Genomic DNA, 25,752 nt, shown 5'->3' on the forward strand with positions numbered 1-25,752 from the left:
CTCAGTCGTATGCTCCGGCCCGACGCATGATCTCCTCCGCCTCAGTCGCCGCCTGGTTGAGCGAGTCGCTCGGCGAGACCTGGTCGGTCAGGGCCTGTTCGATAGCCGAAAACATCAAGGTGCAGACTTTCGAGAATCCAGCCAGCTTCGGCCATTCCTTGCCGTTCGCTATCGTCGTCTCGAGTTGCTGCAGCCACACGGCCTGGGGACCTTTTGCCGCTGCAATCACTTCCTTGGCGATCGCCTGACTGCTGGGGAAGTTGGTGAACTGATCGAACTGCAGCCGCTGCGCCTCCGGACCGACCGTATATCTGATGAATTCGACGGCAGGTTCCTTGCGTCCTGATTGTCCATTGAGAGCCATGGCATGGGAGATGGCGCACGAAATCGCTGCCTTGTCCCTGATGTAGGGTGCAGTCGACCACTTGCTGACGACCCGCGAAGTTTCCGGATTGGATAAGGTTGCGAAGGCACCTGGCCAGTCGAAATTGGCGTAGACCGTACCGGACGAGAATTCGGTCGAATTTTCATTCCACTGATAGCCGACCGCGTCCGGCGGCACGATTTTGTGCTTCTGGATGAGGTCGCGGTAGAAGGTGAGGGCTTTGATGCCGGCTTCGGAATTGAAAGCTGGCTTGTTGGCCTGATCGACCCAGTCCCCGCCGGCTTGCCACAGGAGATCGCTGAAGGTGCGCTGCGCGGGGTCACCCTGCCCCGGCACGACCAGCCCATAGTGGCCATTGCCGGTAAGTTTCAGGCCGACGTCCACCAGATCATTCCAGGTTTCGGCCGGCTTCAGGCCTTTCTCCTGGTAGATGTCGCTGCGGTAATATTGAACGCGCGCATCCATGTTGCGCGGGATAGCGGCCAGATTGCCGGTCTTGGGATCGCGTAGGTATTTGACCGCAACCGGATAGAAGTCAGCCAGTTCGGAGTCGCTGAAATAGCTGTTCAGCGGCGCAAAATGGTTGAAATAGGAATCGATCTGGGCGGTGTGCGTGCTGTAGACGTCGTACTGGCTCGATTTCGCGGCGCTGAGTGTGACGACTTTCGATGTCAGCGGAGTGAATTCCAGCAGATCGTAGCGAACCTTGATGCCAGTCTTGGCGGTGAAATCCTGAACGATTTTCTCCCAGTATTTGGGATAGAGCGGGCCGCCGGTGATCAGCAGCGCGGTGATCTCGTTCGCCTCTGCTCTAGCGATCCACGGCGTAGCAAGCGAGCCGGCCGTCACCGCGGCACTCGCGGCCAGGAATTTGCGTCTCGATAGGTTTCCGGACATCACAATTTCCTCCTTGTTTGTAATTGGTCGGCCCCCTTTCGGGGTCGAGCGACGACGGCCAGGTTTTCCCTTGAGCCGCAGTGTGGCTTTGCTCCTCCCACAGCGACACAGCCCAGATCACGCCCGTCCACATGCTGCCTTGCCCTGCCGAGGCCCGATGGCCTCTGAGGCTTCCGGCGGTAGCCTTTCCTTTCGTCCTGCCTTCCTTTCGGCGGGCTCTGCGACCCGCAAACCACGCAATCGGTGCGTCGCGAGCCGTCGAGACGGCCGGACACAATGCGATGAGCGCGGTCAGCCGACGCGCAATGGTCCTGATCTCGAACGTCGTGGGCGGGGATATTGAAGTTGAGAGTCCAACGTCCCTTCCCGCGGGCCGAGTTATGGGTTAGTGAGCATTCATGAGATAAGTTGACTGCATATCCAACCATCAGCCTATAAGCTTATCAGACAAGTGGATATTAATGGTCGATTCCATGGAGGTCAAGCTTCAAACTTTGCCCAAGCAGGTGGCGGGCGTACTCGCGCGTCGCATCGCCACCGGCGGCGTCGCCGGCAGCCAGGGGCCGTCGGAACAGCAGATCCTTCAGGAGTTCGGGGTTTCGCGCGCGGTCGCGCGGGAAGCGCTCAAGATCCTAGCTTCTCTCGACATGATCGAGATCGCACAGGGAAGGCGCGTGGTGCTGCGTCCTGCCGAAGAATGGGATTATCTCAGTCCATTGCTGATCGACTGGCTGCCGCCCGAACAGGTCCGCGAACTGCTGGCGGAAGCGCACGCGACGCGAATAATCATCGAACCCGCCATCGCCGCCATCGCGGCCAAACACATGACCAAGGAAAACCTCGAACGTCTCGGCACGCTGCTCGCGGCGATGTCCGCGACCGAAGACAATCCGGACGCGTATCTGAAGCTCGACCTGGATTTCCATATGGAAATTTGCCGCGCTTCCCGGAACAGAATCCTTGACCGCTTCATGTATTCGTCACGGTGGTGGCAAGCGGCGAGCAGACGCATCAGCAACCAGATGCCGCATGCTCTTCCTTCCGCCACAGAAATGCACAGAGCGATCTACGAGGCGCTGGTCGCACGCGACGCCAAGCGCGCCGAAGAGGCGATGCGCCGACACCTGAAGGCAACCATTGCCGTCGCCATGCCCGACAAGGAAATGGCGAGCTAAGCAACGTTCTACAGGCGCGGCCAGCTGTCGTGGCTGACCGCGCCGCCTGCGTGTCGGGAGGACACGACCGAACTAAGCTCTTCTGGCTTCCTGTTCCTGACGCTGCCTTGCGCGATATCCGAACATGTCGCCTTTGTCCTTGATTTCCGCCCAGATGGGGGCGGTGAGTTTGTCGATGGCCGCGACGTCCACGTCGGAAATCTTCCAACCGACACTCTCGACGTTTTCCTCAAGCTCCCTGACCGTCCGCGCGCCCACAAGGGGCGAACTCACACCCGGCCTGCTGGTGAGCCATTGGATCGCAAGCTGCGGCAGCGTCTTGCCGTATTTGGCCGCTATCGGCTTGAGGGCATCGACGGCTCCGACGGCGCGCTCGTAGGTGCCCGGTTGGAACAGCACGGTGGTGCGCCGCTCGTCTCCCTCGACGAATTTGGTATCCGGCGAGAGCAAGCCCGTGAGCAGCCCTTGGGCCAGACCGCTGTAAGGCATGACGCCGATATTGTGCTTGCGGCAATAGGGAAGAGTTTGCCCCTCAACCTCGCGCCACAGCATGTTGTAAGGAGGCTGGAGCACGTCGATGACGCCATGCTGGCGGGCGCTGCCCATATCAGCTGTGCTGAAATTCGAGACGCCAACCGCTTTGATCCGCCCTGACGACCGAAGCCTCTCCATCATCGTCATGGTAGGGCCGATGGGAAAATCCGAATTCGGCCAGTGGACAAAATAGACGTCGACATAGTCCGTCTGCATCCGCTTCAGCGAGCCATCAAGCGCCGTCTCTATCGCTGCAGGTTCGAGATGGTTGGGCGCAACCTTGGTCGCGATGATCGCCTTGTCCCGGCGGCCGGCCAGCGCCTTGCCGACGACCTCCTCGGCATGGCCATGTCCATAGGCTTCGGCTGTGTCGATCAGCGTAATGCCAAGCTCCAGGGCGCGGCGAATCACCCGGATCGATTCCTCGTCATCGGCCGCGCCCCAAAACGCGCCGGACATACCCCAAGTCCCCAGGCCGATCTCCGACACCTTGACCGGCGACGATCCTAGCTGTCGCTGTTGCATCCTGTTCCTCCGGTTTGCGGCATGCATGGCTGTGCTTGTCGCCTTGCTGCCACTCATTTATACGCTTATATGCTCGTCTAACAAGTAGGTTTTAGCTTGGCTGAATTCCCGGCGATCTACGGTTCCAGTGCTTTCAAAGTGCATTTCTGCGTAATCGCTCAAAGGGGGTTTACGCCACATCTTCTCATCTTATATGCTCATCGGACAAGTTCAATTCGCCCGTACGGTGCGTTTGAAGCGCGGCGCCATCATTGGAGGATGGGTTCGATGAAGATCGTGGACATCAAGACGGCGGTCGTCGCCTATCATGGCAAGGCGACTCTGATCCGTATCGACACGGACGCCGGCATCTCCGGTTACGGCGAGGCGAACCCCGATGCGGGCGCGGCCGCGATCGTCGGGCTAATTTCGGAGCTCAAGTCGGAGCTCATCGGTCAGGATCCACGCAACGTCGAATATTGCTGGGACAAGATCCGCCGCGACCATGTGTTCTCCGGCGCCCAGGCCGGCGTCTTTCTCATTGCCCTGACCGGGCTTGAGATGGCGCTGTGGGATGTAGCGGCGAAGGCTGCTGGCCAGCCGCTCTATCGCATGTTCGGCGGCAAGTTCCGCGACCGGATCAGGCTCTATGCCGATTGCGGCGACGGCGATGAAGAAACCGGTTCGCCGGAAGGATGCGCGGCGCGCGCGCGCCGCATGGTGGACGAGGGCTTTACGGCGCTAAAATTCGACATCGACAATTTGCGCCATCCGGCAAAGTTCGACGCGGCAAACCACACCATCAACGGCGCGGAGCTGCGCTTCATGGTGGAACGCGTGGCCGCGGTGCGCGAGGCGATCGGCCCTGACATCGATCTCTGTATCGACCTGCACGCGCGCTACGACGTGCTCAGCGCCAGCCGCATTGCAGGGGAGATGGAGCGGTTCAACCTTCTGTGGCTGGAAGAACCTATTCCGGCAGAAAATGTTGAGGCACTGAAGCAGATCCGCATGCGGACCAAGACCCCGATCTGTGTCGGCGAGAATCTCTACCTGCGCTGGGGTTTTCGTGAGTTGTTCCAGAATTATGGCGCCGACGTCATCATGCCCGACGTGCCGAAATGCGGCGGCCTCGCGGAAAGCCGCAAGATCGCGAATCTCGCCGAGATGTATTATGTGCCGTTCGCGCCGCATCTCGTGTCGACGCCGCTCGGCACAATGGCGACGTGCCATGTCTGCGCGAGCGTTCCGAACTTCCTGGTGCTGGAGTGGCATGCCCTGGAAGAACGGGAAGTGTGGGACAGTTATGTGCGCCTGCCAGACGGCGCCAGGTCGATCGTTGAAGACGGCCACATCGTGGTGCCCGACGTGCCCGGCATCGGCGTCGATCTCGACATGGATGGCGTCCACAAATACGCCGTGCCCGGCTACGGCATCTTTGAATAGCGCGCGACTGAATAGCTCTTGACCGGGCGGAAATGCCTTTTGGCCAGATTTCCGCTCGCCGATAGAAGTCCGTTGGAGGAATCATGGGCAAGCGGATCATTTTCACCGGTGGCAGCGGCAAGATCGGCCGTCACGTCATACCTTACCTGCTCAAGCGTGGGCATCAGGTCCTGAACCTCGACCTGACGCCACTTGATGTGCCAGGCGTCGACACCATCATCACCAACCTTGCCGATGCCGGCGAGACCTACAATGCACTGACGCTGCATTTCGGTTTCGGCGAATATTTTGGCGGGAAAGGCCGTGGCCCAGTCGACGCCATGGTCCATTTCGCGGCCATCCCGAGAATATTCCTGCGACCGGACAACGCCATGTTCGCCGCCAATGTGCTGTCGACCTACAATGTAATCGAGGCCGCCACCAAGCTCGGCATCCGCAAGATCATCACCGCGTCCAGCGAGACGGTCTATGGCGTGTGTTTTGCCGAAGGCGAACGCGATTTCACATCGTTTCCGGTGGAAGAGGACTACGATACCGATCCGACCGACAGCTACGGTCTTTCCAAGGTCTTGGGCGAGAAGATCGCACGCTCCTTCGCTTCCCGCACCGGATACGACATTTACGCGCTCCGAATAGGTGGCGTTGTCGAGCCGCAAGACTATGCCCGCTTTCCGGAGTTTTTGGCGGACGCTTCAAAACGGCGGCGCGATGGCTGGACCTATATGGACGCGCGCGATCTGGGCCAGATCGTGCATCTTTGCATCGAGAAGGACGGTTTGGGGTTCCAGATATTCAATGCCGTCAACGACAATATCGTTGCCGATGCGCCAACGGCAGAGTTTCTCAAGAAGCATGCACCAGGCACGCCGATTACACGCTCGATAGAGCAATTTGAGGGGCCAATCTCAAATCGCAAGCTGCGTGAGCTTCTAGGGTTCCAGCAAGAGCATGATTGGCGAGCTCAGCCTCGGGATTCATGATCGGGGCCGGCCCGGCTCCTACCACTGAGCAAGCTTCGATTGGCGCCCGGTCCGTGACGGCCCATGCCGAGATCTCCCCGCTTGGCCGTCGGCGAATCTTCGGCAGCGTTTACGGCTGCTCGGTCGGCCGGATGACGATCTCGTGCCGAGCGGATTGTCGATGATCTGCAAGTATTATCTGGCGTGAAACCATGGGGCCAGCGAAGGCTTGGCGACTTCCGGCAAAAAGGCCCGCCGCTCCATTTGCGAAGCGGCGAGGCCCCATATTCGGGGACGATCGCCGGAGTGTTCCCCGGCATTGCTTACAGCGCAATTCAGGTGCCAGAATTATTGACCCAAAACGGGTCACCGCATCGGAGGCGAGAAGGCGGACCTTCCGCGATCACGCTACTGCCGCGCTTTGCCATCGCTGCTACATTACTTTGCGGCGGACCTGATTTTTCCGCCTGGCCGGCGTCCGTCAGGCAACTTACCCCAACGCGCCCCCCAAGTGACGCCGGCCATTTTCCCCATATTGCAGCACGGGCGCGCCGATTCCGTTATGCGCTTTCGAGCTATGGCAATCCGCCGGCGAGCCGCTTTGTCCAGCCTGCAATTGTCAGCCCGAAGGCCATTCCGGCGCAGTCTGCCACCCAGTCGAATAGATCCGGGTGGCGCCCTATCAGCTGCACGGCCTGAAGGCCCTCGATCGCCGCGCCCGTGAGCACGAGGAGGACGATCAGCTTCGCCTTGTGTTCCGGCCAGCCGAGACTTCCGAGAGCCGCCAGCACGACGAAGGCGGCGGCGTGATTGAGCTTGTCGTGACCAAACGTGAAAGCCAGGCCAAGACCCTGCAGGAGCTGCTCCGGCAAAAGGGCGAACAGCAGAACGCCGGCAAACGCGGAGGGAAAAGCAATCCTTGCCACGATCTGATAAGAATCCAGGCGCAACAAGGGTGAAATGGCCTTTCGTCCGAAATCGGCAGGGAACACCGCTGGCCGCTGAATCGAGAGCGAGCGCGGCGTCCAATTTCCGCCGTCCGGGCGTCCGGTGCATCGTCAGAATGAATGAATGCTTCGGGTCAGCCGCTGCACAGGCCGGGCTCGTGCGAGTGGTCTGCAATGGTGTGGCTTCCGCGATCACGCAATTACCCGCCGCGCCAACGCAGCTACTATCTGGCTGCGGCGGACCTGATTTCCGCTTGGCCGGCGCTGCATTAGGCACCTTACCCCACGCCTCACGAAGCAGCGCCGGCCATCTCTCCCAGCTAATGCGCGTCGCGTTCGACCGGCCTCATGCGAGGCGCTTAAGGTTCTTGTCTTGATGCATGTCGTTAACGCAAAACCGCTTCACACTTTTGCGCGACATGCATTGGATTTCCACCGGTTGCGCGATGACCCGGCCCGCATCAAAAAGCCCGCCGCCCTGTCGGACGACGGGCTCCGTTGCCTGGGCGCCAGGGCGCCGCGGTAGCGACTTCTGCTACTTATGCTCCCGCAGGTTTCCAATATGCTGCCGCCGCATGGCGTTGCGCATCGGCTAAACAAACGAAGCCCGCGCCTCTGGCGGAGGGCGCGGGCCGACCGGGTTGCACCCCGATCTGCAGCAGAAACCCGGGAGGTTCCCGCTGCTTAAGATAACAATTAGAGACTTCTAATGTTCCCTTGGGGAAGATGCCGGCTGCACCAGAAATCTCATGGTCGGCACGATAACGATCGGGCCGTCAACTCATGCGCATGTTGATCTGGAAAATCCGTTCGTCGAAATGCTGCGTTTCGACGGCAAAGGTCAAAGCCACTTCAAGCACCAGACCGTCATGGTCGTTCCGGACCTTGACTGTGATCCTACGGTGAGGAAGGCCATCCCTGGCCATCTCGCCCAATGTGCGAAGGGCTTCTTTCCTGACCAGCGGGAAATCGTCATATAACATTCCCTGATCGTCGGAATAGACGATTCCGTCTTCATTGGAATCGAAGAAGTAGCGGGGCATTGCGCTTGGCCGAAGCGCGGCATCCGGGCACGTTGTCGATAGCTGGCCGCGATCTCGGCCAATCGCGATCAGTGCCTCTCCACCGTTGGCTTCGCCGCCATCTCACTTGCGCTCGCGCAATGCCTTCACCGCCTGCGAGAGGATCATCCGGTCGCCGCCGGTCCTTTTGATAAGCTTGCTCACTTGGCTGGGCGAAACACCATTTTCCCGCGCGAAATATTCGACCTCGTAATACTCATCCGCCGAAACGCGATTGCGGTCGCTGAAGTCTCGCTTGGTCTTGTCGTCGGCCATTTCTGTTCTCCTCGCCCCTTCTCTTCGCTTAAGGGGGTCAACTTTGATGCACGCAGCAATTTGAGGGTTCGCCCGCCACAAAGTGACACGCGAATCCTATCGGCGCAGGAAGGGACAGGCTGCGCAGATGCCGGGTTCGATCGGAATGGAACAGCCAAGATCGGTGCGAGCAACCGTCGAGTTTTCCATGGGATCCTCCCGGAACGTGCAGCCAGCAACGGCCACGCGCCGCCACGGTTCCGGGTCACGCGGCAAACCCACCCTTTGCGCGCAAGGATCAGACTTAGGTCCTGCGGCAACACGTCGGTTGGTCCCTGCCGGGCGGGACCGAAGCCCCGTCGACGGAACGTTTTCAGCTGCCTTCCGTTCGAGTGAGCCTTGGCGCGAAGAGCGGACCGAGTTCGCAAAGGAGACGACCATGAGAATGCATTTTTCCACCGCGGTGGCGGGACTGTTGCTGCTGGCAGGCGTCGGCGCCGCTGCGGCGCAAGACGTTGTCATCGAGCCGGAGCAGGAAACGGTCATCAAGGAGTATGTGAAGAAGCAGCCGCTGGCCTCGGTGAAAATCCCTGGGGTGGAGCTCAATATCGGCTCGACGCTCCCTGACACCGTCGAGCTTCATGAGGTGCCGAGCGTCAAATATCGTTATGTCGTGATTGACAACCGTACCGTTGTCGTCGACCCAGGCACGCGCAAGATCGTCAAGGTTATCGAGTGACATGAAAACTCGGGCAGCCGTCACCCGCCGCTCAGAACTGAGCGGCGGGTGACGTTTGCGTTAGGCGGTTCCTCGTGCCGTCGCTCGGCAGGAACCCGCCGTAGCATTGAGGGCCGGGGGGCCTCACAGGCAGTTTCAATGCGAACAATCAGCAGACTTTTTGATTCCCATGACCAAGCGGCGCGAGCCGTCGAAGCACTTCAGGCGGCAGGAATTGCGCGCCGCCAGATCAGTGTCATCGGACCCTACGATGACGAAATCGGCGCCGTCCTGCGCGGTCCAGGCAAGGGTGCCGCCCTCGGCGCGGCGGCGGGTTTGTTGGCCGGCCTCGGCGCCTTTGATATCCCAGGCGTCGATCCCGTCGGCGCGGGATGGCTGGCATCGGCCCTCGTCGGTGCAGCCCTGGGCTGCGTTGCCGGCAGACTTTTCGGCACATTATCCGATATCGGCAAGCAGCCGGGCAAGCCGGATGCGGCACAAGGTGTGATCCTGGTGCTGGCGCATGTCGATGAAAGGCAGGCCGACACCGCACAGGCGGTGCTTGGGGCTTCCATTCAGGCGACGCAGTCTTTGGCCAGGGCGGCTTGAAGATTCAGCTCGGGCAAAGCGCTTGAGCAGGCCGCGCAGCGGGGCGATCAAAGCGCAAATCCAAAAATCTCTGGCAAGCCGCGGCCAGAAAGTGTTGAACACCGTGCCGATCACATTCGGCGAGCGGTTGCGCTCGGCGAGGCTTGATGATTTGCTGTCGGTTTGCGGAGAACGAATGATGCATGAGCCTGTCGGTCAAGACGAATATGGGTCGACCAGCCCGTTCGATCCGGACGATCTGTCGAGGTTGAACGCGATCGGCCCGAGCGCCGGCAGCAACGATTTCGAGAAATACGCAGTCGCCGTGATCATCGTGTTCGGCGCTCTGATCATCGGCGGGCTGATGGCTGCCGGCTTGAGCTTCGGGCGCCGCAGCACCTTCTTTTTCGCGCTTGGCGGCGCCACCGCGGCATGGATATCCGGCAATGCGCTTCTACTCGACCGGCCCCGCATCTACGCGCTGTTCGTCGGCGTCGCGGCGTTGATGCTGATTGCGTCGGCCATCGCGCTGGTCACCTGAAGCAAGGCGAATCTTCCTATTGACCGTGACCTGATCCGAAAACCGGTTCCCCCTTTTGAGACCATGGTCTAATACCCGATAGCCTCGCCGGATGCGGCGCGGCTGTCGATGGCGCCATTGTAGCGGGCGCCGCCACCCTTCTCGATTTCCGCCAGGCTCTTGCCGCCGACCAGGATGCCGGCCGCCTGGCCCCAGGTCGTGTCGGCAAGATCGAGGTGGTAGCCCATGCCGGTGAGCAGCTTTTCGGTATCGGGCGACAGGCCGAAAGGTTCGATATAGACCGTGTCGGGCAACCACTGGTGATGGATGCGCGGTGCGTCGATCGCCTCCTGGATGTTCATGCCGTGGTCGATGACGTTGACGATCGCCTCCAGCGTGATGGTGATGATGCGTGAACCGCCGGGGCTGCCGATGACCATGAACGGCTTGCCGTCTTTGGCGAGGATGGTCGGGCTCATCGACGACAGCGGCGTCTTTTTCGGCGCGATCGCGTTGGCCTCGCCCTGGACCAGGCCATAGAGATTGGGCACGCCGGGTTTCTGGGTGAAATCGTCCATCTCGTTGTTGAGCAGGATACCGGTGCTGCCGGCGACGACGCCGGCGCCGAAGGAGCCGTTCAGCGTGTAGGTTACCGCGACGGCGTTGCCGTCATTGTCGATGATCGAATAATGCGTCGTCTCGCTGCTTTCGCCAAAGCCCTTCGGCATCAGTTCCTGCGAGACGCCGGCCCGGAACGGATCGATCTTTTCACGGATTTCCCTGGCGTAATTCTTGTCGAGCAGTTTTGCGACCGGATTGTCGACGAAGCCGGGATCGCCGAGCGCCGAATTCCGGTCGACATAGGCGTGGCGCATCGCCTCGACCATGACGTGAACCGTCTCGGCCGAACCGGCGCCGAGATAGGACAACGGATAGAACTCAAGCACGTTGAGGATCTCGCAGATGATGACGCCGCCGGAGCTCGGCGGCGGCGAGGAAATGATCTCGTAGCCGCGATAATTGCAGGTCGCCGGCTTCAGCTCGCGCACCGCGTAGTTTTCGAAATCAGCCCTGGCCAGAATGCCGCCCTTCTCGCCGCTTGCCCTGACGATAGCGTCGGCGATCGCGCCTTTGTAGAAGGCATCCGCCCCGCGTTCGGAAACGGCGGCAAGCGAAGCCGCGAGATCGGGCTGAACGAGGCGCTCGCCGACAGCATAAGGCTTGCCGTCCGGCTTGAGGAAAATGGCCGCCGCCGCTGGGTCCCTCGCCAACCGCTCCGCGCCGCCCCGGAGCGAGGCCGCATCGCCCTGCTCCAGCACGAAGCCCTCCTTGGCAAAGCGGATGGCCGGCGCCAGCAAGTCCTGCCGCGACAGCGTGCCGTATTTCTCCCGCGCCGTCTCGAAACCGGCAACCGAGCCCGGCACGCCGACCGCCAGATAGCCGTCGAGGCTGGCGCCCTTCACCGGCTTGCCGTCCTTGTCGAGATACATGGTTTTGGTCGCGGCCAGCGGCGCGCGCTCGCGGAAATCGAGGAAGGTCGAGCGGCCGTCCTTGAAGCGGATGGTCATGAAGCCGCCACCGCCGATATTGCCGGCGGTCGGATAGACCACGGCCAGCGCATAGCCGACGGCGACCGCGGCATCGACGGCATTGCCCCCCTTCTTCAGCACCTCGACGCCGACTTCCGAGGCCAGATGCTGGGCGCTCACCACCATGCCGTGCTCGCCCTTCGCCGGCTGCGGCGAGGCGGCAAAGGCGAGGAAGGGTACGAAGGTCAGGGTGAGGGAAAGGCTGACGGCGATTAGGGTTCGGCGGGTGTTGTGCATGGCCGTTCTCCGAGGCGTGGGGTAGGCCTAGGAAACGCGCTTGGCGAGGTCGAGTCTACTGACATTAATGGGATTGGCGAGGGTTCAGGCCGGCGGAACTGCCGATCTCCCCCCTTGCGGGGGAGATGGCCGGCAGGCCAGAGGGGGGTGCTGTCCCTCCGACCTCTCCAGCAATGCGCGGGCACATCCTCTGGCTATTTTGCAGGTTGCACGGTTCGACGTTGGAGATCCGTCCCACCCCCCTCTGTCCTGCCGGACATCTCCCCCGCAAGGGGGGAGATCGGATTTCGCCTTTGGTTTTCGCCAACATTCAACGCTGACAGGCAATTTTGTTCTTGCTTTGCGCCGGCAGCTATGCTATTAATTTGGGTAAGGTGCCAATTGGCTCCAACGACCCGCCCTTCGTGGCGGGTTTTTCATTTTCACCCCAACATCAAACAATCCCGCCGCCGACGCTCGCCACCGCCGGCCGTTCCGCTGCGACCTTCGCCCGGTAGCCGGAGGCGCGGTAGGCGGCGACCGGATCGATGGCGCCACCGGTCTTCAGCCGCGCCATGGCAAGGATCGGCTCGACGTCGGTACGATAGGCTGTCTTCAGCGTCTGCGTCGCCATCAGCGCGTCATTGGCGTCCTGAAAACCTTCGAGCGCCTTGCGGTCGACCAGCAGTGCCTGGGCATAGGCGCGCTGCACCTCGACTGCCGACAGCATCAGGCTTTCGATCGGATCGGTAACGTTATGGCTCTGGTCGAGCATGTGGGCGGGATCGAAACCTTCGGCACCGGCAAGCTCGGCATCGACCAGCTCGTTGAAGACGAGGAACAGGCGGTAGGGATCGATCGAGCCGGCGTCGAGGTCGTCGTCGCCGTATTTCGAATCGTTGAAATGGAAGCCGCCGAGTTTCTTGAACTGGATCAGCCGCGACACGATCATCTCGATGTTGACGTTGGGGGCGTGATGGCCGAGGTCGACAAGGCAGAACGCCTTGTCGCCAAGCTCTTTGGCGATGATGTAGTTGGTGCCCCAATCCTGCACGACCGTCGAATAGAAGGCCGGCTCGTACATCTTGTGCTCGGTGAACAGCTTCCAGTCGCCCGGCAGCGCGGCATAGATCTCCTTCATCGCGTCGAGATAGCGCTCGAACGCCTTGGCGAAATTGACCTGGCCGGGAAAGTTCGAGCCGTCGCCGATCCACACCGTCAGCGCTTTCGAGCCCAGCGTCCTGCCGATCTCGATGCATTCGAGATTGTGCTCGACCGCCTGCCGGCGCGTCGCCGCGTCGGCGTGCGACAGCGAGCCGAACTTATAGGAAAGCTTCTGGTCTCTGGCGTCGGAGAAGGTGTTGGAGTTGATCGCGTCGAAGCCGATGCCGAAGCGGGATGCCGCCTGCTTCAGCCGGTTTGGATCGGCCTTGTCCCAGGGAATGTGCAGCGAGACGGTCGGCGTCGCCTGCGTCAATTGCCGGATGACGGCGCAGTCCTCGATCTTGTCGAAAATGTCGCGCGGCTCGCCGGCGCCGGGAAAGCGGGCAAAGCGGGTGCCGCCGGTGCCGACGCCCCAGGACGGGATGGCGACGGCGAATTTCTCGACCTTGTCGCGGATGGCGTCGATGGTGATGCCCCGGCGGTCGAGGCGCTCGCCGAGAGACTCGTAGTCGCGTCTGAGGTCGGCATTGCGCGCGGCATTGTGCCTGTCGACGAGCTCGGCGGAGATGATGGTTTCGGACATGGTGGTTTCCTCCCAAATGCGTTCGGTTGACGCTGCCCCTCATCCGCCTGCCGGCACCTTCTCCCCGTATAGAGACGGAGAGAAGGGAAGCGCTCCGGCATTGGCGACCCCCTCTCCCCGTCCTTACGGGGAGAGGGTAAGGGTGAGGGGGCAGCGCCGCCTTCAAACTATTATCGCGTAAAACTCTGTGCGTTGCCGGCGTCGACGTTGATGATGTTGCCGGTCGATTTGGCCGACATATCGGAGGCGAAGAAATAGATCGCCTCGGCGATGTCTTCGGGGAACACCGAGCGCTTCAGCATCGAACGCGAGCGGTAGTGCTCCTCGAGATCGTCGGTCGACATCTTGTAGGCGGCGGCGCGCTGTTCCTTCCACTCGCCGGTCCAGATCTTCGAGCCGCGCAGCACGGCGTCGGGGTTGACGACATTGACCCTGATCTGCGCTTCCGCGCCTTCCAGTGCCAGGCAGCGTGCCAGATGGATTTCGGCGGCCTTGGCTGTGCAATAGGCGGCGGCGTTGGGCGATGCGGCAAGACCGTTCTTGGAAGCGACGAAGACGACATTGCCGCCGATCTTCTGCGCCCGAAACAGCCGGAACGCCTCCCGCGAAACCAGGAAATATCCCGTCGACAGGATGTCCATGTTCTTGTTCCACAGCGCCAGCGTGGTGTCCTCGATCGGCGCCGAGGAGGCCAGGCCAGCGTTGGACACGAGGATGTCGATGCCGCCAAATTCGACCGCCGTCTCGGCGAAGCCGGAGACCACCTGATCCTCGGATGTGACGTTGATAACGACGGGCCGCACGAAATCCTTGCCATAGGCTTTCGCAAGCTCGTCATTGGCGCTGGCAAGAGCTGCCTCGTCGATGTCGGCCACCACGACGCAGGCGCCCTCGCGCAGCAGCCGGTTGGCGGTCGCGCGGCCAATGCCGCCGGCGCCGCCGGTGACCAGCGCGATCTGGCCGGCAAGGGCTTTTGGCTTCGGCAGGCGCCGCAGCTTTGCCTCTTCGAGCAGCCAGTATTCGATATCGAAGGCTTCCTGGTCGGGCAGGCCGACATAGGTCGACACCGTCGAGGCGCCGTGCATGACGTTGATGGCGTTGACGTAGAATTCGCCTGAAATGCGCGCCGTCGCCTTGTCGCCGGCGAAGGTGAACATGCCGACGCCGGGCATCAGATAGACGACGGCGTTCGGATCGCGCACGGGCGGCGAATCCGCGTGCTTGCAGCGATCATAATAAGCCTGATAGCCGACGCGATACTCAGCCACGTCGTCGGCTAGACGGGCAATGACGGCATCGACGTCGGGATTTTTGGGGTCGAACTCGATAACCAGCGGCCGGATCTTGGTGCGCAGGAAGTGGTCCGGGCAGGACGTGCCGAGTGCCGCCAGCGGCCGCAAATCCCTGGAATTGACGAATTCGAGCACGGCAGGAGAATCGTCGAAATGGCCGAGCTTGTGGCTGTTCTCCGAGATCAGGCCACGGATCCTCGGCATCAGTTTTGCGGCGACGGCGCGACGCGCCGGCGCATCGAGCGATTTGACGACTTCGCCGCCGAAGATCGGCTTGCCCTGGCTCTTGCGCTCGAACCAGTCGATCGCCTGGTTGATCACCGAGATCGTCGTCTCGTAGCATTCCTTCGGCGTGTCGCCCCAGCTGAACAGGCCATGGCTGGCCAGCACGACACCCTTGGCGTCGGGGTTCTCGAGGCAGAATTTCTCCAGCCACAGGCCGAGCTCGAAGCCCGGACGTTTCCATGGCAGCCAGCCGATCGTGTCGCCGAAGATCTCCTTGGTCAGCGCCTGCGAATCCTTGGCGGCGGCAATGGCGATGATGGCATCGGGATGCATATGGTCGACATAAGGCTTCGGCACGAAGGCATGCAGCGGCGTGTCGATCGAGGCCGCTCGCGGATTGAGATTGAAGGTGCAGTGAGGCAGATAGCCGACCATCTCGTCTTCATATTCGAGGCCGCGATAAAGACCTTTCAGCGCACGCAATTTGTCCATGTAGAGCGTGGCGAAGCCGTCTGTTTTAATCGAGGCGCTGTCGCCGCCCGAGCCCTTGACCCACAGCACTTCCACGCTCTCGCCGGTGAGCGGATCCTTTTGCCAGATCTTGGAGGAGGTGTTGCCGCCGCCATAGTTGGTGACGCGCTTGTCGGAGCCAAGGACGTTCGAGCGATAGACCAGGCGTTCGGGCTCGCTCATTGCTTGCGCTTTTGCGTCATCCCAAAGATTGGCGAGGCGCGTGCCGGAGCGCTTGTCGAGCATAGGTATCCTCCCTTTGGGACACGCAAACGGCGCCGGTCCCTTTTGTCCGAATTTCTACGCAAGCGGCGGTCTTGTCAATCACAAACGATCAATATCAGTCATATTGCATTGCACAATGAAATTATCTGATCGGAAATGATTGACACTGCGCGCTTTGGGTGCCTAGATGCTCAGGCAGGGAGGAACCATGCACGAAAAAGAGCGCCACAGGATCATTCTGTCCGCCGTCCAGGAAAAACCTGTGGTGACGGTGCAGGAGATGGTCGACCTGACGGAGTCGTCGGAGGCGACGATCCGGCGCGACATCGCGGCATTGCATGTGCAAAAGCGGCTGCGCCGGGTGCGCGGCGGGGCCGAGGCGCTTTCGCCGCCGCAGTTCATCGGCCTTGCCGGCCGGCCCTTTTCCGTCAACGAAACCATCAACGCTTCGCAGAAGCGGGCAATCGCGCGGGAAGCCGTGGATCTGTGCAAGGACGGCGAGCCGATCATCATCAATGGCGGCACCACCACCTTCCAGATGGTGCATTTCCTGACCGGCCGCCGCATGCCGATCTTCACCAATTCCTTCCCGATCGCGGAGCACTTGCTCAGGCACTCCAAGAACACGGTGATGCTGTCGGGCGGCACCATCTACCGCGAGCAGAACATCATCCTGTCGCCGTTCGACAATGACGTGACGCGCAATTTCTACGCGCGCCGCATGTTCATGGGCGCGCAAGGGCTGGGGCCGCTCGGTCTTATGGAAGGCGACCCGCTGCTGATCCAGGCCGAGCAGAAACTGATCGACCAGGCAGACGAATTGGTGGTGCTGGTCGATTCCTCGAAGTTCCGCAAACGCTCGAGCCTGATCCTGTGCGGCCTGTCGCGCATCGCCACTGTGATCACCGACGACGGCGTCGAGGATCGCGAAGCCAAGATGCTGGAGACCGCCGGCGTGACGTTGATCATCGCCCGCACAACGGCAACCAACAAGGAAGAATCTTCGCTGCAGGCCTGAGAAAAACTCACGCCCGCAGCGGTGATGGAATGCAACGCTCAAGGGAGGATATTCGATGAGCTTTCTGAAGAAATTGATGGTTACGGCGGCGTTCTCCGCCGCCATGTTCGTGAATGCCGCCTACGCCGAAAACGTCAAGATCGCGCTGGTAGTGAAGTCGCTCGGCAACGGCTTCTTCGACGCCGCCAACAAGGGCGCCGAAGAGGCGGCGAAGGAGCTCGGCGATGTCGACATCATCTACACCGGCCCGACCAAGGCGACCGCCGAAGCTCAGATCGAAGTGGTCAATTCGCTGATCGCCCAGAAGGTCAACGCCATCGCCATTTCGGCGAACGACGCCGACGCGCTGGTGCCGGTACTGAAGAAAGCGATGCAGCGCGGCATCACCGTCATTTCGTGGGATTCAGGCGTCGCACCGGAAGGACGTCAGCTTCACCTCAACCCCTCCGACACCAACCTGATCGGCGAGACCATCATCAAGCTGGCCGCCGACTACCTGCCGGAAGGCGGCGATGTCGCCATCCTGTCGGCTTCTTCGACCGCGACCAACCAGAATGCCTGGATCGACGCGGCCAAGAAGGTCCTGCCGGAGAAGTTCCCCAAGATCAAGCTCGTCGCCACCGTCTACGGCGACGACGACTCGGCCAAGAGCACGGACGAGGCCAAGGGTCTTTTGAAGTCCTATCCGAACCTCAAGGCGATCATCGCACCGACCACGGTCGGCGTCGTTGCCGCCGCGCAGGTGGTGACCGATGAAGGCCTGATCGGCAAGGTTAACGTCACCGGCCTGGCGCTGCCGTCGGAGTTCAAGAAGTTCATCGACAATGGCGCCAGCCAGGCGGTTGCGCTGTGGAACCCGATCGACCTCGGCTACTCCGCCGTCTACCTCGCCCACGACCTGGCGGTGAAGAAGGAAGAAGCCAAGCCCGGTGCTACGCTGTCGATCGGCCGCGTCGGCAAGGTCACGCTCGACGACACCAACTCGGCTGCGATGGCTCCGCCCTTCCAGTTCGACAAGTCGAACATCGAAAAATTCTCCAAGATCTATTGATCCTGGAGCCTTCGAACTGGTGCGGCGGGGCCCAGGTTCCGCCGCGCTTTCAAACGAACCTTGTTTCAGGGCTTGATACGATTATGGACACGACAGCCCAACACGAAGTGGCGAAGGAAGCGCCTTTGTCTTCCGGACCGCGCCTGACGCTGTCCGGCATCTCGAAAAGCTTTCCCGGCGTGCGCGCGCTGCACGATGTCGGCCTGTCGCTCTATCCCGGGCAGGTAACCGCGCTGATCGGCGAAAACGGTGCCGGAAAGTCGACGCTGGTCAAGATCATGACCGGCATCTACCAGCCGGATGCTGGCACGATCAGCATCGACGGCCAGCCGGTCACACTGCCCAGCGCCCACACCGCGTTCGGGCATGGCATCACCGCCATCCACCAGGAAACCGTGCTGTTCGACGACCTGACGGTGGCCGAGAACATCTTCCTCGGCCATGCGCCGCGCACGCGTTTCAAAACCATCGACTGGCGCACCATGCGCAAGAATGCCCGCGAGGTGCTCGACACGATGGGCGCCGGCCATATCGACGCCGACGCCAGGCTGAAGGATCTCGGCATAGCCAACAAGCACCTTGTCGCGGTTGCCCGCGCCATGTCGATCGACGCGCGGATCGTCATCATGGACGAGCCGACGGCAGCGCTTTCGATGAAGGAGATCGAAGAGCTTTTCCTGCTGATCGAATTCCTCAAGAGCGACGGCAAGGCGATCCTGTTCATCAGCCACAAATTCGATGAGATCTACCGCATCGCCGACCGCTATACCGTGTTCCGCGACGGCGAGATGGTCGGCGAAGGCCTGATCAAGGACGCCGGCCAGAGCCAGATCGTGCGCATGATGGTCGGCCGCTCGGTCGATCACATCTTTCCGCAGCGCAAGGCCGAGATCGGCGCGCCGGTGCTGGCCGTCTCCGGCCTGTCGCATCCGACCGAGTTCGACGACATCGGCTTCGAGCTGCACAGGGGCGAAATCCTCGGCTTCTACGGCCTTGTCGGCGCCGGGCGCAGCGAGGTGATGCAGGCGATATCAGGCATCACCCGCACCAGCGGCGGCACGATCACGCTGGAAGGCAAGGCGATCGCGCCGAAATCGGCGGCGGATTCGATCGATGCCGGCATCGTCTATGTGCCGGAGGAACGCGGCAAGCAAGGCGTGGTGATCGGCCTGCCGATCTTCCAGAATGTCTCGCTGCCTTCGCTCAAACGGACATCCAAGTCCGGCATGTTGCGGCTGGCGGAAGAGTTCGCGCTGGCCCGTGCCTATACCGAGCGGCTCGACCTGCGCGCCTCCTCGCTCAGCCAGGACGTCGGCACGCTGTCGGGCGGCAACCAGCAGAAGATCGTCATCGCCAAATGGCTGGCGACCGCGCCAAAGGTGATCATCCTGGACGAGCCGACCAAGGGCATCGACATCGGCTCGAAGGCGGCCGTGCACGGCTTCATGGCCGAGCTCGTCGCGCAAGGCCTGTCGGTGATTATGGTGTCGTCCGAATTGCCGGAAATCCTCGGCATGTCCGACCGCGTCGTCGTCATGCGCGAGGGCCGCATTGCCGCGGTCTACGACAATAAGGGGCTCGACGCCGAAACCTTGGTCAGGACGGCAGCGGGGATCGCGGCATGAAGGCTTTTCTCAGATATCGCGAGGTCTGGCTACTGGCGGCAATCGTCGTGCTGATCGGGCTGATCTCGACGCGTTTTCCAGGTTTTGCCGATCCGGCCAATCTGCGCCAGGTGTTCAACGACACGTCTATCCTGATGATCCTGGCGCTCGGCCAGATGGTCGTCATCCTGACCCGCTCGATCGACCTGTCGATGGCTTCCAATCTCTGCTTCACCGGCATGGTGGTGGCGATGCTGAACGCCGCGCATCCGGCAATCCCGATCCCGCTGCTGATCGTCATCGCACTTCTGGTCGGCCTGGTGCTCGGCGCCATCAATGGCCTGTTGGTGTGGCGGCTGAACATTCCCTCGATCGTGGTAACGCTCGGCACTCTCACCATCTACCGCGGCGCCACCTTCGTTATTTCAGGCGGCGCCTGGGTCAACGCCGACCAGATGAGCCCCGATTTCATCGGCCTGCAGCGCGCGACGTTCCTCGGCATACCGGTGCTGTCATGGATTGCCCTGCTGGTCATCGCCTTGTTCTTCCTTGTGATGACGCGCACGGCGCTCGGCCGCTCGATCTACGCCATCGGTGTCAACCCGACCGCATCGGTCTATGCCGGCATCGACGTCGGCCGGACGAAATTCATCGTCTTCTGCATTTCGGGGATGATCGGCGGCCTCTGCGGCTATCTCTGGATCTCGCGCTACGTCATCGCCTCGGTCGAGGTCGCCAACGGCTATGAGCTCAACATCATCGCCGCCTGCGTCATCGGCGGCATCTCCATCGCCGGCGGCATCGGCTCGGTCGGCGGCGCGGTGCTCGGCGCGCTGTTCCTCGGTATCATCTCCAACGCGCTGCCGGTGATCAATATCTCGCCCTTCTGGCAAATGGCGATTTCGGGCAGCGCCATCATCCTGGCCGTGGTGCTCAACGCGCGCGGCGAACGCCGGCAAGGCCGCATCATCCTCAAAAAGGCGGAAGTGGCATGACCAATACCCCTGCCCCGCGCCATGTTCCGAACCGACTCGACAAGCCGTTCACTGCGGCGATCTTCTCATGGGAGGCGCTGCTGGTCGTCGTGGCGGTCGCCATCTTTGCCGTCAACAGTTTTGCCTCGCCCTATTTCCTCGACGCGTGGTCGCTGTCGGACCTGACTTTCAACTTCACCGAAAAGGCGCTGATCGCGCTGGCCATGGCACTGCTGATCATCTCCGGCGAAATCGACCTGTCGGTCGCCGCTATCATCGCACTCGCCTCGACGATGATGGGCATGGCGGTGCAGGCCGGCGCCGGCACGCCTGTCCTGGTGGCAATCGGCATCGTCGTCGGGCTCGGCTGCGGCGCCTTCAACGGGCTGCTCGTCACCAGGCTGGGGCTGCCGTCGATCGTCGTCACCATCGGCACGATGAGCCTGTTTCGCGGCGTTGCCTTCATCATCCTCGGCGACCAGGCCTACAAGGGCTATCCCGCGAGCTTCGCCTTCTTCGGCCAAGGTTATGTCTGGTGGGTGGTGTCGTTCGAACTGACGCTTTTCCTGGTCGCGGCCGTCGTCTACTGGTTCCTTCTGCATCGGACGAGCTTCGGCCGCCGGGTCTTTGCCATCGGCAACAACCCGGTTGCGGCGCAGTTTTCCGGCGTGCGTGTCGGCCGCATCAAGTTCATCCTGTTTTGCCTGACCGGCCTGATGGCGGGCATCGCCTCGGTGCTGATTACGTCACGGCTCGGCTCGACCCGGCCGTCGATCGCGCAGGGCTACGAACTCGAAGTCATCACCATGGTGGTGCTCGGCGGCGTCAGCATTCTCGGCGGCGCCGGCAGCATTCTGGGCGTCGTGCTGGCGGCCTTCATCATGGGGCTGGTGACCTTCGGTCTTGGCCTGCTCAACGTGCCGGGGATCGTCATGTCGATCTTCATCGGCCTGCTGCTGATCATCGTCATCGCGCTGCCGATCCTGTGGCAGCGCGTGCGGCGGGAGCGCTTTGCCTGATGCCCGAAAAATATGCGTTCAAGATGAAGCTCAATCCCGGCATGAAGGCCGAATACAAGAGGCGCCACGACGACATCTGGCCGTCACTCGTCGCGTTGCTAAAACAGGCTGGTATCTCCGATTACTCGATCCATCTCGACGAGGAGACCAACACCTTGTTCGGCGTGCTGTGGCGCCGTGACGACCATGGCATGGACGAATTGCCTAAGCATCCGGCGATGCAGCGCTGGTGGGCCGAGATGGCAGACATCATGGAAACCAAGCCGAACAACGAGCCGGTGGCGGTGCCGCTGGAAACAATGTTCCATATGGAATGACCCGCCACGTCGCCGTCATCGATATCGGCAAGACCAACGCCAAGGTGGCGCTGGTCGATCTCGCCGCAGCAAGCGAAGTGGCGCTGCGCAGGATGGTCAACGAGCCGGTTCGGCAACGCCCGTATCCGCACCACGACGTCGAGCGGTTATGGGCGTTCATCCTCGGCAGCCTGGCCGAGATCGATCGCGAGCAGCGCATCGACGCGATATCGATCACCACCCATGGCGCAACGGCGGTGCTGGCCGACGCATCAGGCGAACTGGCGCTGCCGGTGCTCGATTACGAGTTCGACGGTCCGGATGCCTTCGCCAAGGACTACGACGCGATCCGCCCGCCTTTCACCGAGACCGGCACGCCGCGCCTGCCGGCCGGCCTCAATCTCGGCGCGCAGTTGTTCTGGCAGCAGAAGCGCTTTCCAGCGGATTTCGCCAGGGCCGCCGCGATGCTGATGTATCCGCAATACTGGGCCTTGCGCCTGACCGGCGTCGCCGCCAGCGAGGTGACTTCGCTCGGCTGCCACACCGATCTGTGGAACCCGTGGAAAGCGGATTTTTCCTCACTGGTCGACCGGCTGGAATGGCGCCGGCTAATGGCGCCGGTGCGGCAGGCCAAGGACCGCTTGGGCCCGATCCTGCCCGCTCTGGCGCGGCAAACCGGCCTCGATCCGCAAACGCCGGTGTATTGCGGCCTGCACGATTCCAACGCCTCGCTGCTGCCGCATCTCCTGTCCGACAAGCCGCCTTTCTCCGTCGTCTCGACCGGCACCTGGGTGGTGTCGATGGCGGTTGGTGGCAGCAAGGTCACGCTCGATCCGGCGCGCGACACGCTGGTCAATGTCAACGCGTTCGGCGATGCCGTGCCCTCGGCGCGCTTCATGGGTGGCCGCGAGTTCTCCGTGCTGACGGAAGGCCAATTGGAAGACTGGACCGAAGACGATGTCGCCGCGGTGCTCGCGCGCAAGACGTCCCTATTGCCTTCGATCCAACGGGGTTCGGGGCCGTTTCCGCACTGCGCCGCGGCATGGCTTAACGCGGACGGCATCAACAATGGCCAGCGCTTTGTCGCCATCTCGTTCTACCTGGCGCTGATGACCGCGACCTGCCTCGATCTGATCGGCGGCGGGGGGTCAACCATCGTCGAAGGACCCTTCGCCCGCAACCGGCTGTTCACCCGCATGCTGGCTGCGGCGACGGCGCGCGCCGTCATTGCCTCCGCGGCTGCGACAGGCACCAGCATCGGCGCCGCCTTGCTGGCGTCGGACCAGGGGACACCGCAAGGCAGAGGCGAAAGGACCGAACCGTCGGCCGATCCACTCTGGACAAGTTACGTGCGCTCCTGGCGTTCGGCAGTCGACGAACGAGCCTGACCGCCGAGCTCATGGCGCCCTGCGGTCAGGCCGTTGCTAGCCCGCGTAGAGCAATCCCTGTGGATCGATCTCCGGCTTGCGGCCGGCGACCACGTCGGCAAGGAATTTTCCCGAACCGCAGGCCATGGTCCAGCCGAGATGGCCGTGGCCGGTATCGAGATATAGATTGTCATACCGCGCCCGGCCGATGACCGGCACGGAGTTCGGCATCATCGGGCGAAGTCCAGCCCAGAGCTCGGCCTTGCTCTCGTCGAAGGCGCCGGGGAACAGGTCCTTGCCGGTGTTCAGGATCGAGTTGAAATCGCGCGGCTTGAACGTGCGGTCGAAACCGGTGAACTCCGCCGTCGAGGACATCCGCAGCCGATTTCCCAGCCTGGAATAGCCGATCAGCCGGTCCTCGTCGGCGCCGCCCATGATCGGCCCCTTGCTTTCATCTTCCAGCGGAACGGTCACGGTATAGCCCTTCACGGGATAGACGGGCAGGTCGATGCCGTAGCGGCGGCCGAGCAGACCGCTCTCCGGCCCCATGGAAATGACCACGGCGTCGCCGGCCACCGGGCCGGCCGAGGTCATCACCGCGCGCACCCGGTCGCCGTCGATGTCGAGGCCTTCGACCGTCGTGCCGTAGAGGAATTGGACACCGAGTTTTTCGGCGGCATAGGCAGCGAGGCGCTGCGTGAATTGACTGGAATCGCCGGTCTGGTCGATCGGCGAATAGACGCCGCCGGCAATTTTGTCCTTGGCTCCGGCAAGGCCGGGCTCGAGCTCGACCAGCCGGTCGCGGCCGACGATCTCGATCGGCAGGCCATGTTCGGCGAGATAGCGGTAATTGTCGGTGCCGGTATCAAAGCTCTGCTGCGAGCGGAAGAAATACAGAATGCCTTTCTTGCGCTCGTCATAGTGAATGCCGGTGTCAGCGGAGATGGCGTTGATGCAGTCGCGTGAATAAAGCGCCAGGCGCAGCTTGATCTCGGTGTTGGCGCGCATGCGCTTATGCGTGCACTGGCGCAGGAAGCGCAGGCTCCAGGCGACAAAATACGGATCGAAGCGCAGCCGCACCTTGATGCCGAGATCGTGGTTGTAGAGGGCTCGCAGGAACGTTTTAAGCGCGGCGGGCGAAGCCCAGGCGGTGGCATCGCCGGGAGATACCAGGCCGGCATTCGACTGGCTGGTGCCGCGCGCCGCCGCCGGATGGCGCTCGATCACCGTGACTTCATGGCCGTCGCTTGCCAGACAATAGGCCGCCGCCGTGCCAACGACGCCGGCTCCAAGCACCGATATTTTCATGCCGCCCCCAAGTCGAACGCAGCCGAACGCCTGCACGCTCAGCCGTGAGGCCCTTCAATAGCGCCTCTGCCTCCTGCCGACGAGCCCTTGCGGAGAGCCCGCGCTTAGCCCAGAGCCGAATTCTTGCTGGTCAGGATGCGCTCCCAGGCAAGCGCATCGGAGACGATCTGGTCGAGGTTGTCACGCTGCGGGGTCCAGCCGAGTTCGCCGCGGGCCAGCTCCGAATTGGCGACAACCGCGGCGGCGTCACCGGGGCGGCGCTCGCCCATCCGCACCTCGAAATCATGGCCGAAGACGCGGCGTACGCTGTCGATGACCTCGAGCACCGAATAGCCGTGGCTGTAGCCGCAATTGGCGACCAGGCTCGATCCGCCGGCACGCAGCCGCTGCAGGGCCAGCCGATGCGCCGCCGCCAGGTCGCTGACATGGATATAGTCGCGCATGCAGGTGCCGTCCGGCGTCGGATAGTCGGTGCCGAACACCTGCATGAAGGGGCGCTTGCCGAGCGCCGTCTCGCAGGCGACCTTGATCAGATGCGTGGCGCCGGGCGTCGACTGGCCGGTGCGGCCCTTCGGGTCGGCGCCGGCGACGTTGAAATAGCGCAGCGCCGTATAGCGCAGCCCATAGGCAATAGCCGCGTCGCGGAGCATCCATTCGCTCATCAGCTTGGACAGGCCGTAGGGCGATTCCGGCGCAAGCCTGGCGTCCTCGCGTACCGGCTCCAGGCCGGCGCCGCCATAGACGGCGGCGGTCGAGGAAAAGATGAAATTGGGCACGCCTTCGCGCACCGCGGTCTCGATCAGGGTGCGTGTCTTGCAGGTGTTATTCTCGTAATAGGCAAGCGGGTCGGCCACCGATTCGGGCACGACAATCGAGCCGGCGAAATGGATGATCGCGTCGACCTTGTTGTCGCGGATGATCGAGGCGACCAATTCCTTGTCGGCGACATCGCCGACGACGAGCTTTGCTTCCGGAGCCACCGCCCATTCAAAGCCGGTCGAAAGCCGGTCGAGGACGACGACGCTGTCGCCCGTGTCCAGCAACTCCCAGACCATATGGCTGCCGATATAGCCGGCACCGCCTGTCACCAAAACCGTCATCCGCATCCTCGCTATTCATGATTTATCGGAACTGTCTCAATCGTCGCCGTACTGGAAAACCTGCCGCCAGGCCATTACAATCTGCGGTAACCAGTCTCATCGGCGGGTGGCATTGTCCTGAAACAAGATTGATCCACATCAAGGGAATAGGCCACGTTCCGTGGTCGTTAGGAACAGGCCTGGGGCGTGGCATTTTGACCAAAACGGTGCGGTGGACGGCGA

Annotated in this window: 23 protein-coding genes; 13 read left to right on the forward strand and 10 right to left on the reverse strand. The window is 62.0% G+C overall.

What is annotated here, in order from left to right; translation table 11 throughout:
* Position 1: 1 nt before the first annotated feature.
* Positions 2-1,282 carry an ABC transporter substrate-binding protein gene (locus NKH71_RS24540; RefSeq protein WP_352790977.1) on the reverse strand — a complete coding sequence of 427 codons (1,281 nt, stop codon included), beginning with the start codon at positions 1,280-1,282 and terminating at the stop codon, positions 2-4.
* 473 nt (positions 1,283-1,755) lie between these two features.
* Here NKH71_RS24540 and NKH71_RS24545 point away from each other — a divergent pair, with 473 nt between their 5' ends.
* Positions 1,756-2,457 carry a FadR/GntR family transcriptional regulator gene (locus NKH71_RS24545; RefSeq protein WP_352547886.1) on the forward strand — a complete coding sequence of 234 codons (702 nt, stop codon included), beginning with the start codon at positions 1,756-1,758 and terminating at the stop codon, positions 2,455-2,457.
* Positions 2,458-2,529: 72 nt separating this feature from the next.
* Here NKH71_RS24545 and NKH71_RS24550 read toward each other — a convergent pair whose 3' ends face one another.
* Entirely contained in the window at positions 2,530-3,516 is a 987-nt protein-coding gene (locus NKH71_RS24550; RefSeq protein ID WP_352895380.1) for an aldo/keto reductase, read from the reverse strand.
* Between the two features lie 267 nt (positions 3,517-3,783).
* On the opposite strand from NKH71_RS24550, the gene NKH71_RS24555 reads away from it, so the two are divergent.
* Together NKH71_RS24555 and NKH71_RS24560 are read left to right on the forward strand one after the other, a co-directional pair.
* The gene (locus tag NKH71_RS24555) at positions 3,784-4,941 is read left to right on the forward strand and encodes a mandelate racemase/muconate lactonizing enzyme family protein (protein ID WP_352482446.1); all 1,158 of its coding nucleotides are present in this window, start codon (positions 3,784-3,786) and stop codon (positions 4,939-4,941) included.
* A gap of 83 nt (positions 4,942-5,024) precedes the next feature.
* On the forward strand, positions 5,025-5,921 hold the full coding sequence (locus NKH71_RS24560; protein ID WP_352482448.1) for an NAD-dependent epimerase/dehydratase family protein: 897 nt from the start codon (positions 5,025-5,027) through the stop codon (positions 5,919-5,921).
* A 554-nt stretch (positions 5,922-6,475) separates the two neighbouring features.
* Here NKH71_RS24560 and NKH71_RS24565 read toward each other — a convergent pair.
* The 3 genes from NKH71_RS24565 to NKH71_RS24575 all read right to left on the reverse strand — a co-directional run bounded on the left by NKH71_RS24565 (position 6,476) and on the right by NKH71_RS24575 (position 8,184).
* On the reverse strand, positions 6,476-6,892 hold the full coding sequence (locus NKH71_RS24565; protein ID WP_352482449.1) for a VanZ family protein: 417 nt from the start codon (positions 6,890-6,892) through the stop codon (positions 6,476-6,478).
* Positions 6,893-7,623: 731 nt separating this feature from the next.
* Positions 7,624-7,890, reverse strand: coding sequence for a DUF6894 family protein (locus tag NKH71_RS24570; protein ID WP_352482450.1), 267 nt, complete (start codon positions 7,888-7,890; stop codon positions 7,624-7,626).
* A 102-nt stretch (positions 7,891-7,992) separates the two neighbouring features.
* Positions 7,993-8,184 carry a DUF3606 domain-containing protein gene (locus tag NKH71_RS24575; protein WP_352482451.1) on the reverse strand — a complete coding sequence of 64 codons (192 nt, stop codon included), beginning with the start codon at positions 8,182-8,184 and terminating at the stop codon, positions 7,993-7,995.
* Between the two features lie 418 nt (positions 8,185-8,602).
* Between NKH71_RS24575 and NKH71_RS24580 the strand changes: the two genes are divergently transcribed.
* The 3 genes from NKH71_RS24580 to NKH71_RS24590 all read left to right on the forward strand — a co-directional run bounded on the left by NKH71_RS24580 (position 8,603) and on the right by NKH71_RS24590 (position 10,010).
* Positions 8,603-8,902, forward strand: coding sequence for a DUF1236 domain-containing protein (locus NKH71_RS24580; RefSeq protein WP_352482452.1), 300 nt, complete (start codon positions 8,603-8,605; stop codon positions 8,900-8,902).
* Between the two features lie 138 nt (positions 8,903-9,040).
* Complete coding sequence (locus NKH71_RS24585; RefSeq protein WP_352482454.1) at positions 9,041-9,490, forward strand: hypothetical protein; 450 nt, start codon at positions 9,041-9,043, stop codon at positions 9,488-9,490.
* A 175-nt stretch (positions 9,491-9,665) separates the two neighbouring features.
* Entirely contained in the window at positions 9,666-10,010 is a 345-nt protein-coding gene (locus tag NKH71_RS24590; RefSeq protein ID WP_352482455.1) for a hypothetical protein, read from the forward strand.
* Positions 10,011-10,078: 68 nt separating this feature from the next.
* Here the strand turns inward: NKH71_RS24590 and ggt are convergent, their stop codons facing one another.
* The 3 genes from ggt to NKH71_RS24605 form a co-directional block, all read right to left on the reverse strand.
* Positions 10,079-11,815 carry a gamma-glutamyltransferase gene (ggt, locus tag NKH71_RS24595; RefSeq protein WP_352482457.1) on the reverse strand — a complete coding sequence of 579 codons (1,737 nt, stop codon included), beginning with the start codon at positions 11,813-11,815 and terminating at the stop codon, positions 10,079-10,081.
* A 433-nt stretch (positions 11,816-12,248) separates the two neighbouring features.
* The gene (gene rhaI / locus NKH71_RS24600; RefSeq protein WP_352482458.1) at positions 12,249-13,541 is read right to left on the reverse strand and encodes an L-rhamnose catabolism isomerase; all 1,293 of its coding nucleotides are present in this window, start codon (positions 13,539-13,541) and stop codon (positions 12,249-12,251) included.
* 170 nt (positions 13,542-13,711) lie between these two features.
* Positions 13,712-15,814, reverse strand: coding sequence for a bifunctional rhamnulose-1-phosphate aldolase/short-chain dehydrogenase (locus NKH71_RS24605; RefSeq protein ID WP_352482459.1), 2,103 nt, complete (start codon positions 15,812-15,814; stop codon positions 13,712-13,714).
* Between the two features lie 187 nt (positions 15,815-16,001).
* Between NKH71_RS24605 and NKH71_RS24610 the strand changes: the two genes are divergently transcribed.
* From NKH71_RS24610 to NKH71_RS24640, 7 genes are all read left to right on the forward strand, one after another.
* The gene (locus NKH71_RS24610) at positions 16,002-16,811 is read left to right on the forward strand and encodes a DeoR/GlpR family DNA-binding transcription regulator (protein ID WP_352482460.1); all 810 of its coding nucleotides are present in this window, start codon (positions 16,002-16,004) and stop codon (positions 16,809-16,811) included.
* Positions 16,812-16,866: 55 nt separating this feature from the next.
* Positions 16,867-17,862 carry a rhamnose ABC transporter substrate-binding protein gene (gene rhaS / locus NKH71_RS24615; protein WP_352448664.1) on the forward strand — a complete coding sequence of 332 codons (996 nt, stop codon included), beginning with the start codon at positions 16,867-16,869 and terminating at the stop codon, positions 17,860-17,862.
* Positions 17,863-17,945: 83 nt separating this feature from the next.
* Positions 17,946-19,487 carry a sugar ABC transporter ATP-binding protein gene (locus NKH71_RS24620; RefSeq protein WP_352482461.1) on the forward strand — a complete coding sequence of 514 codons (1,542 nt, stop codon included), beginning with the start codon at positions 17,946-17,948 and terminating at the stop codon, positions 19,485-19,487.
* Complete coding sequence (locus tag NKH71_RS24625) at positions 19,484-20,461, forward strand: ABC transporter permease (protein WP_352790969.1); 978 nt, start codon at positions 19,484-19,486, stop codon at positions 20,459-20,461. The genes NKH71_RS24620 and NKH71_RS24625 overlap by 4 nt, the downstream gene beginning before the upstream one ends.
* On the forward strand, positions 20,458-21,459 hold the full coding sequence (locus NKH71_RS24630) for an ABC transporter permease (RefSeq protein WP_352790967.1): 1,002 nt from the start codon (positions 20,458-20,460) through the stop codon (positions 21,457-21,459). The genes NKH71_RS24625 and NKH71_RS24630 overlap by 4 nt, the downstream gene beginning before the upstream one ends.
* Complete coding sequence (rhaM, locus tag NKH71_RS24635) at positions 21,459-21,776, forward strand: L-rhamnose mutarotase (RefSeq protein ID WP_352482465.1); 318 nt, start codon at positions 21,459-21,461, stop codon at positions 21,774-21,776. Before NKH71_RS24630 ends, rhaM begins: the two co-directional genes overlap by 1 nt.
* On the forward strand, positions 21,773-23,143 hold the full coding sequence (locus NKH71_RS24640) for an FGGY-family carbohydrate kinase (protein WP_352790966.1): 1,371 nt from the start codon (positions 21,773-21,775) through the stop codon (positions 23,141-23,143). The genes rhaM and NKH71_RS24640 overlap by 4 nt, the downstream gene beginning before the upstream one ends.
* A 36-nt stretch (positions 23,144-23,179) precedes the next feature.
* Here NKH71_RS24640 and NKH71_RS24645 read toward each other — a convergent pair whose 3' ends face one another.
* On the reverse strand, positions 23,180-24,430 hold the full coding sequence (locus NKH71_RS24645; protein ID WP_352640407.1) for a D-amino acid dehydrogenase: 1,251 nt from the start codon (positions 24,428-24,430) through the stop codon (positions 23,180-23,182).
* A 104-nt stretch (positions 24,431-24,534) separates the two neighbouring features.
* On the reverse strand, positions 24,535-25,530 hold the full coding sequence (galE, locus tag NKH71_RS24650) for a UDP-glucose 4-epimerase GalE (RefSeq protein WP_023719473.1): 996 nt from the start codon (positions 25,528-25,530) through the stop codon (positions 24,535-24,537).
* Positions 25,531-25,752: the final 222 nt, after the last annotated feature.

This window comes from Mesorhizobium sp. M0983, assembly GCF_040318975.1.
Classification (GTDB): Bacteria; Pseudomonadota; Alphaproteobacteria; order Rhizobiales; family Rhizobiaceae; genus Mesorhizobium.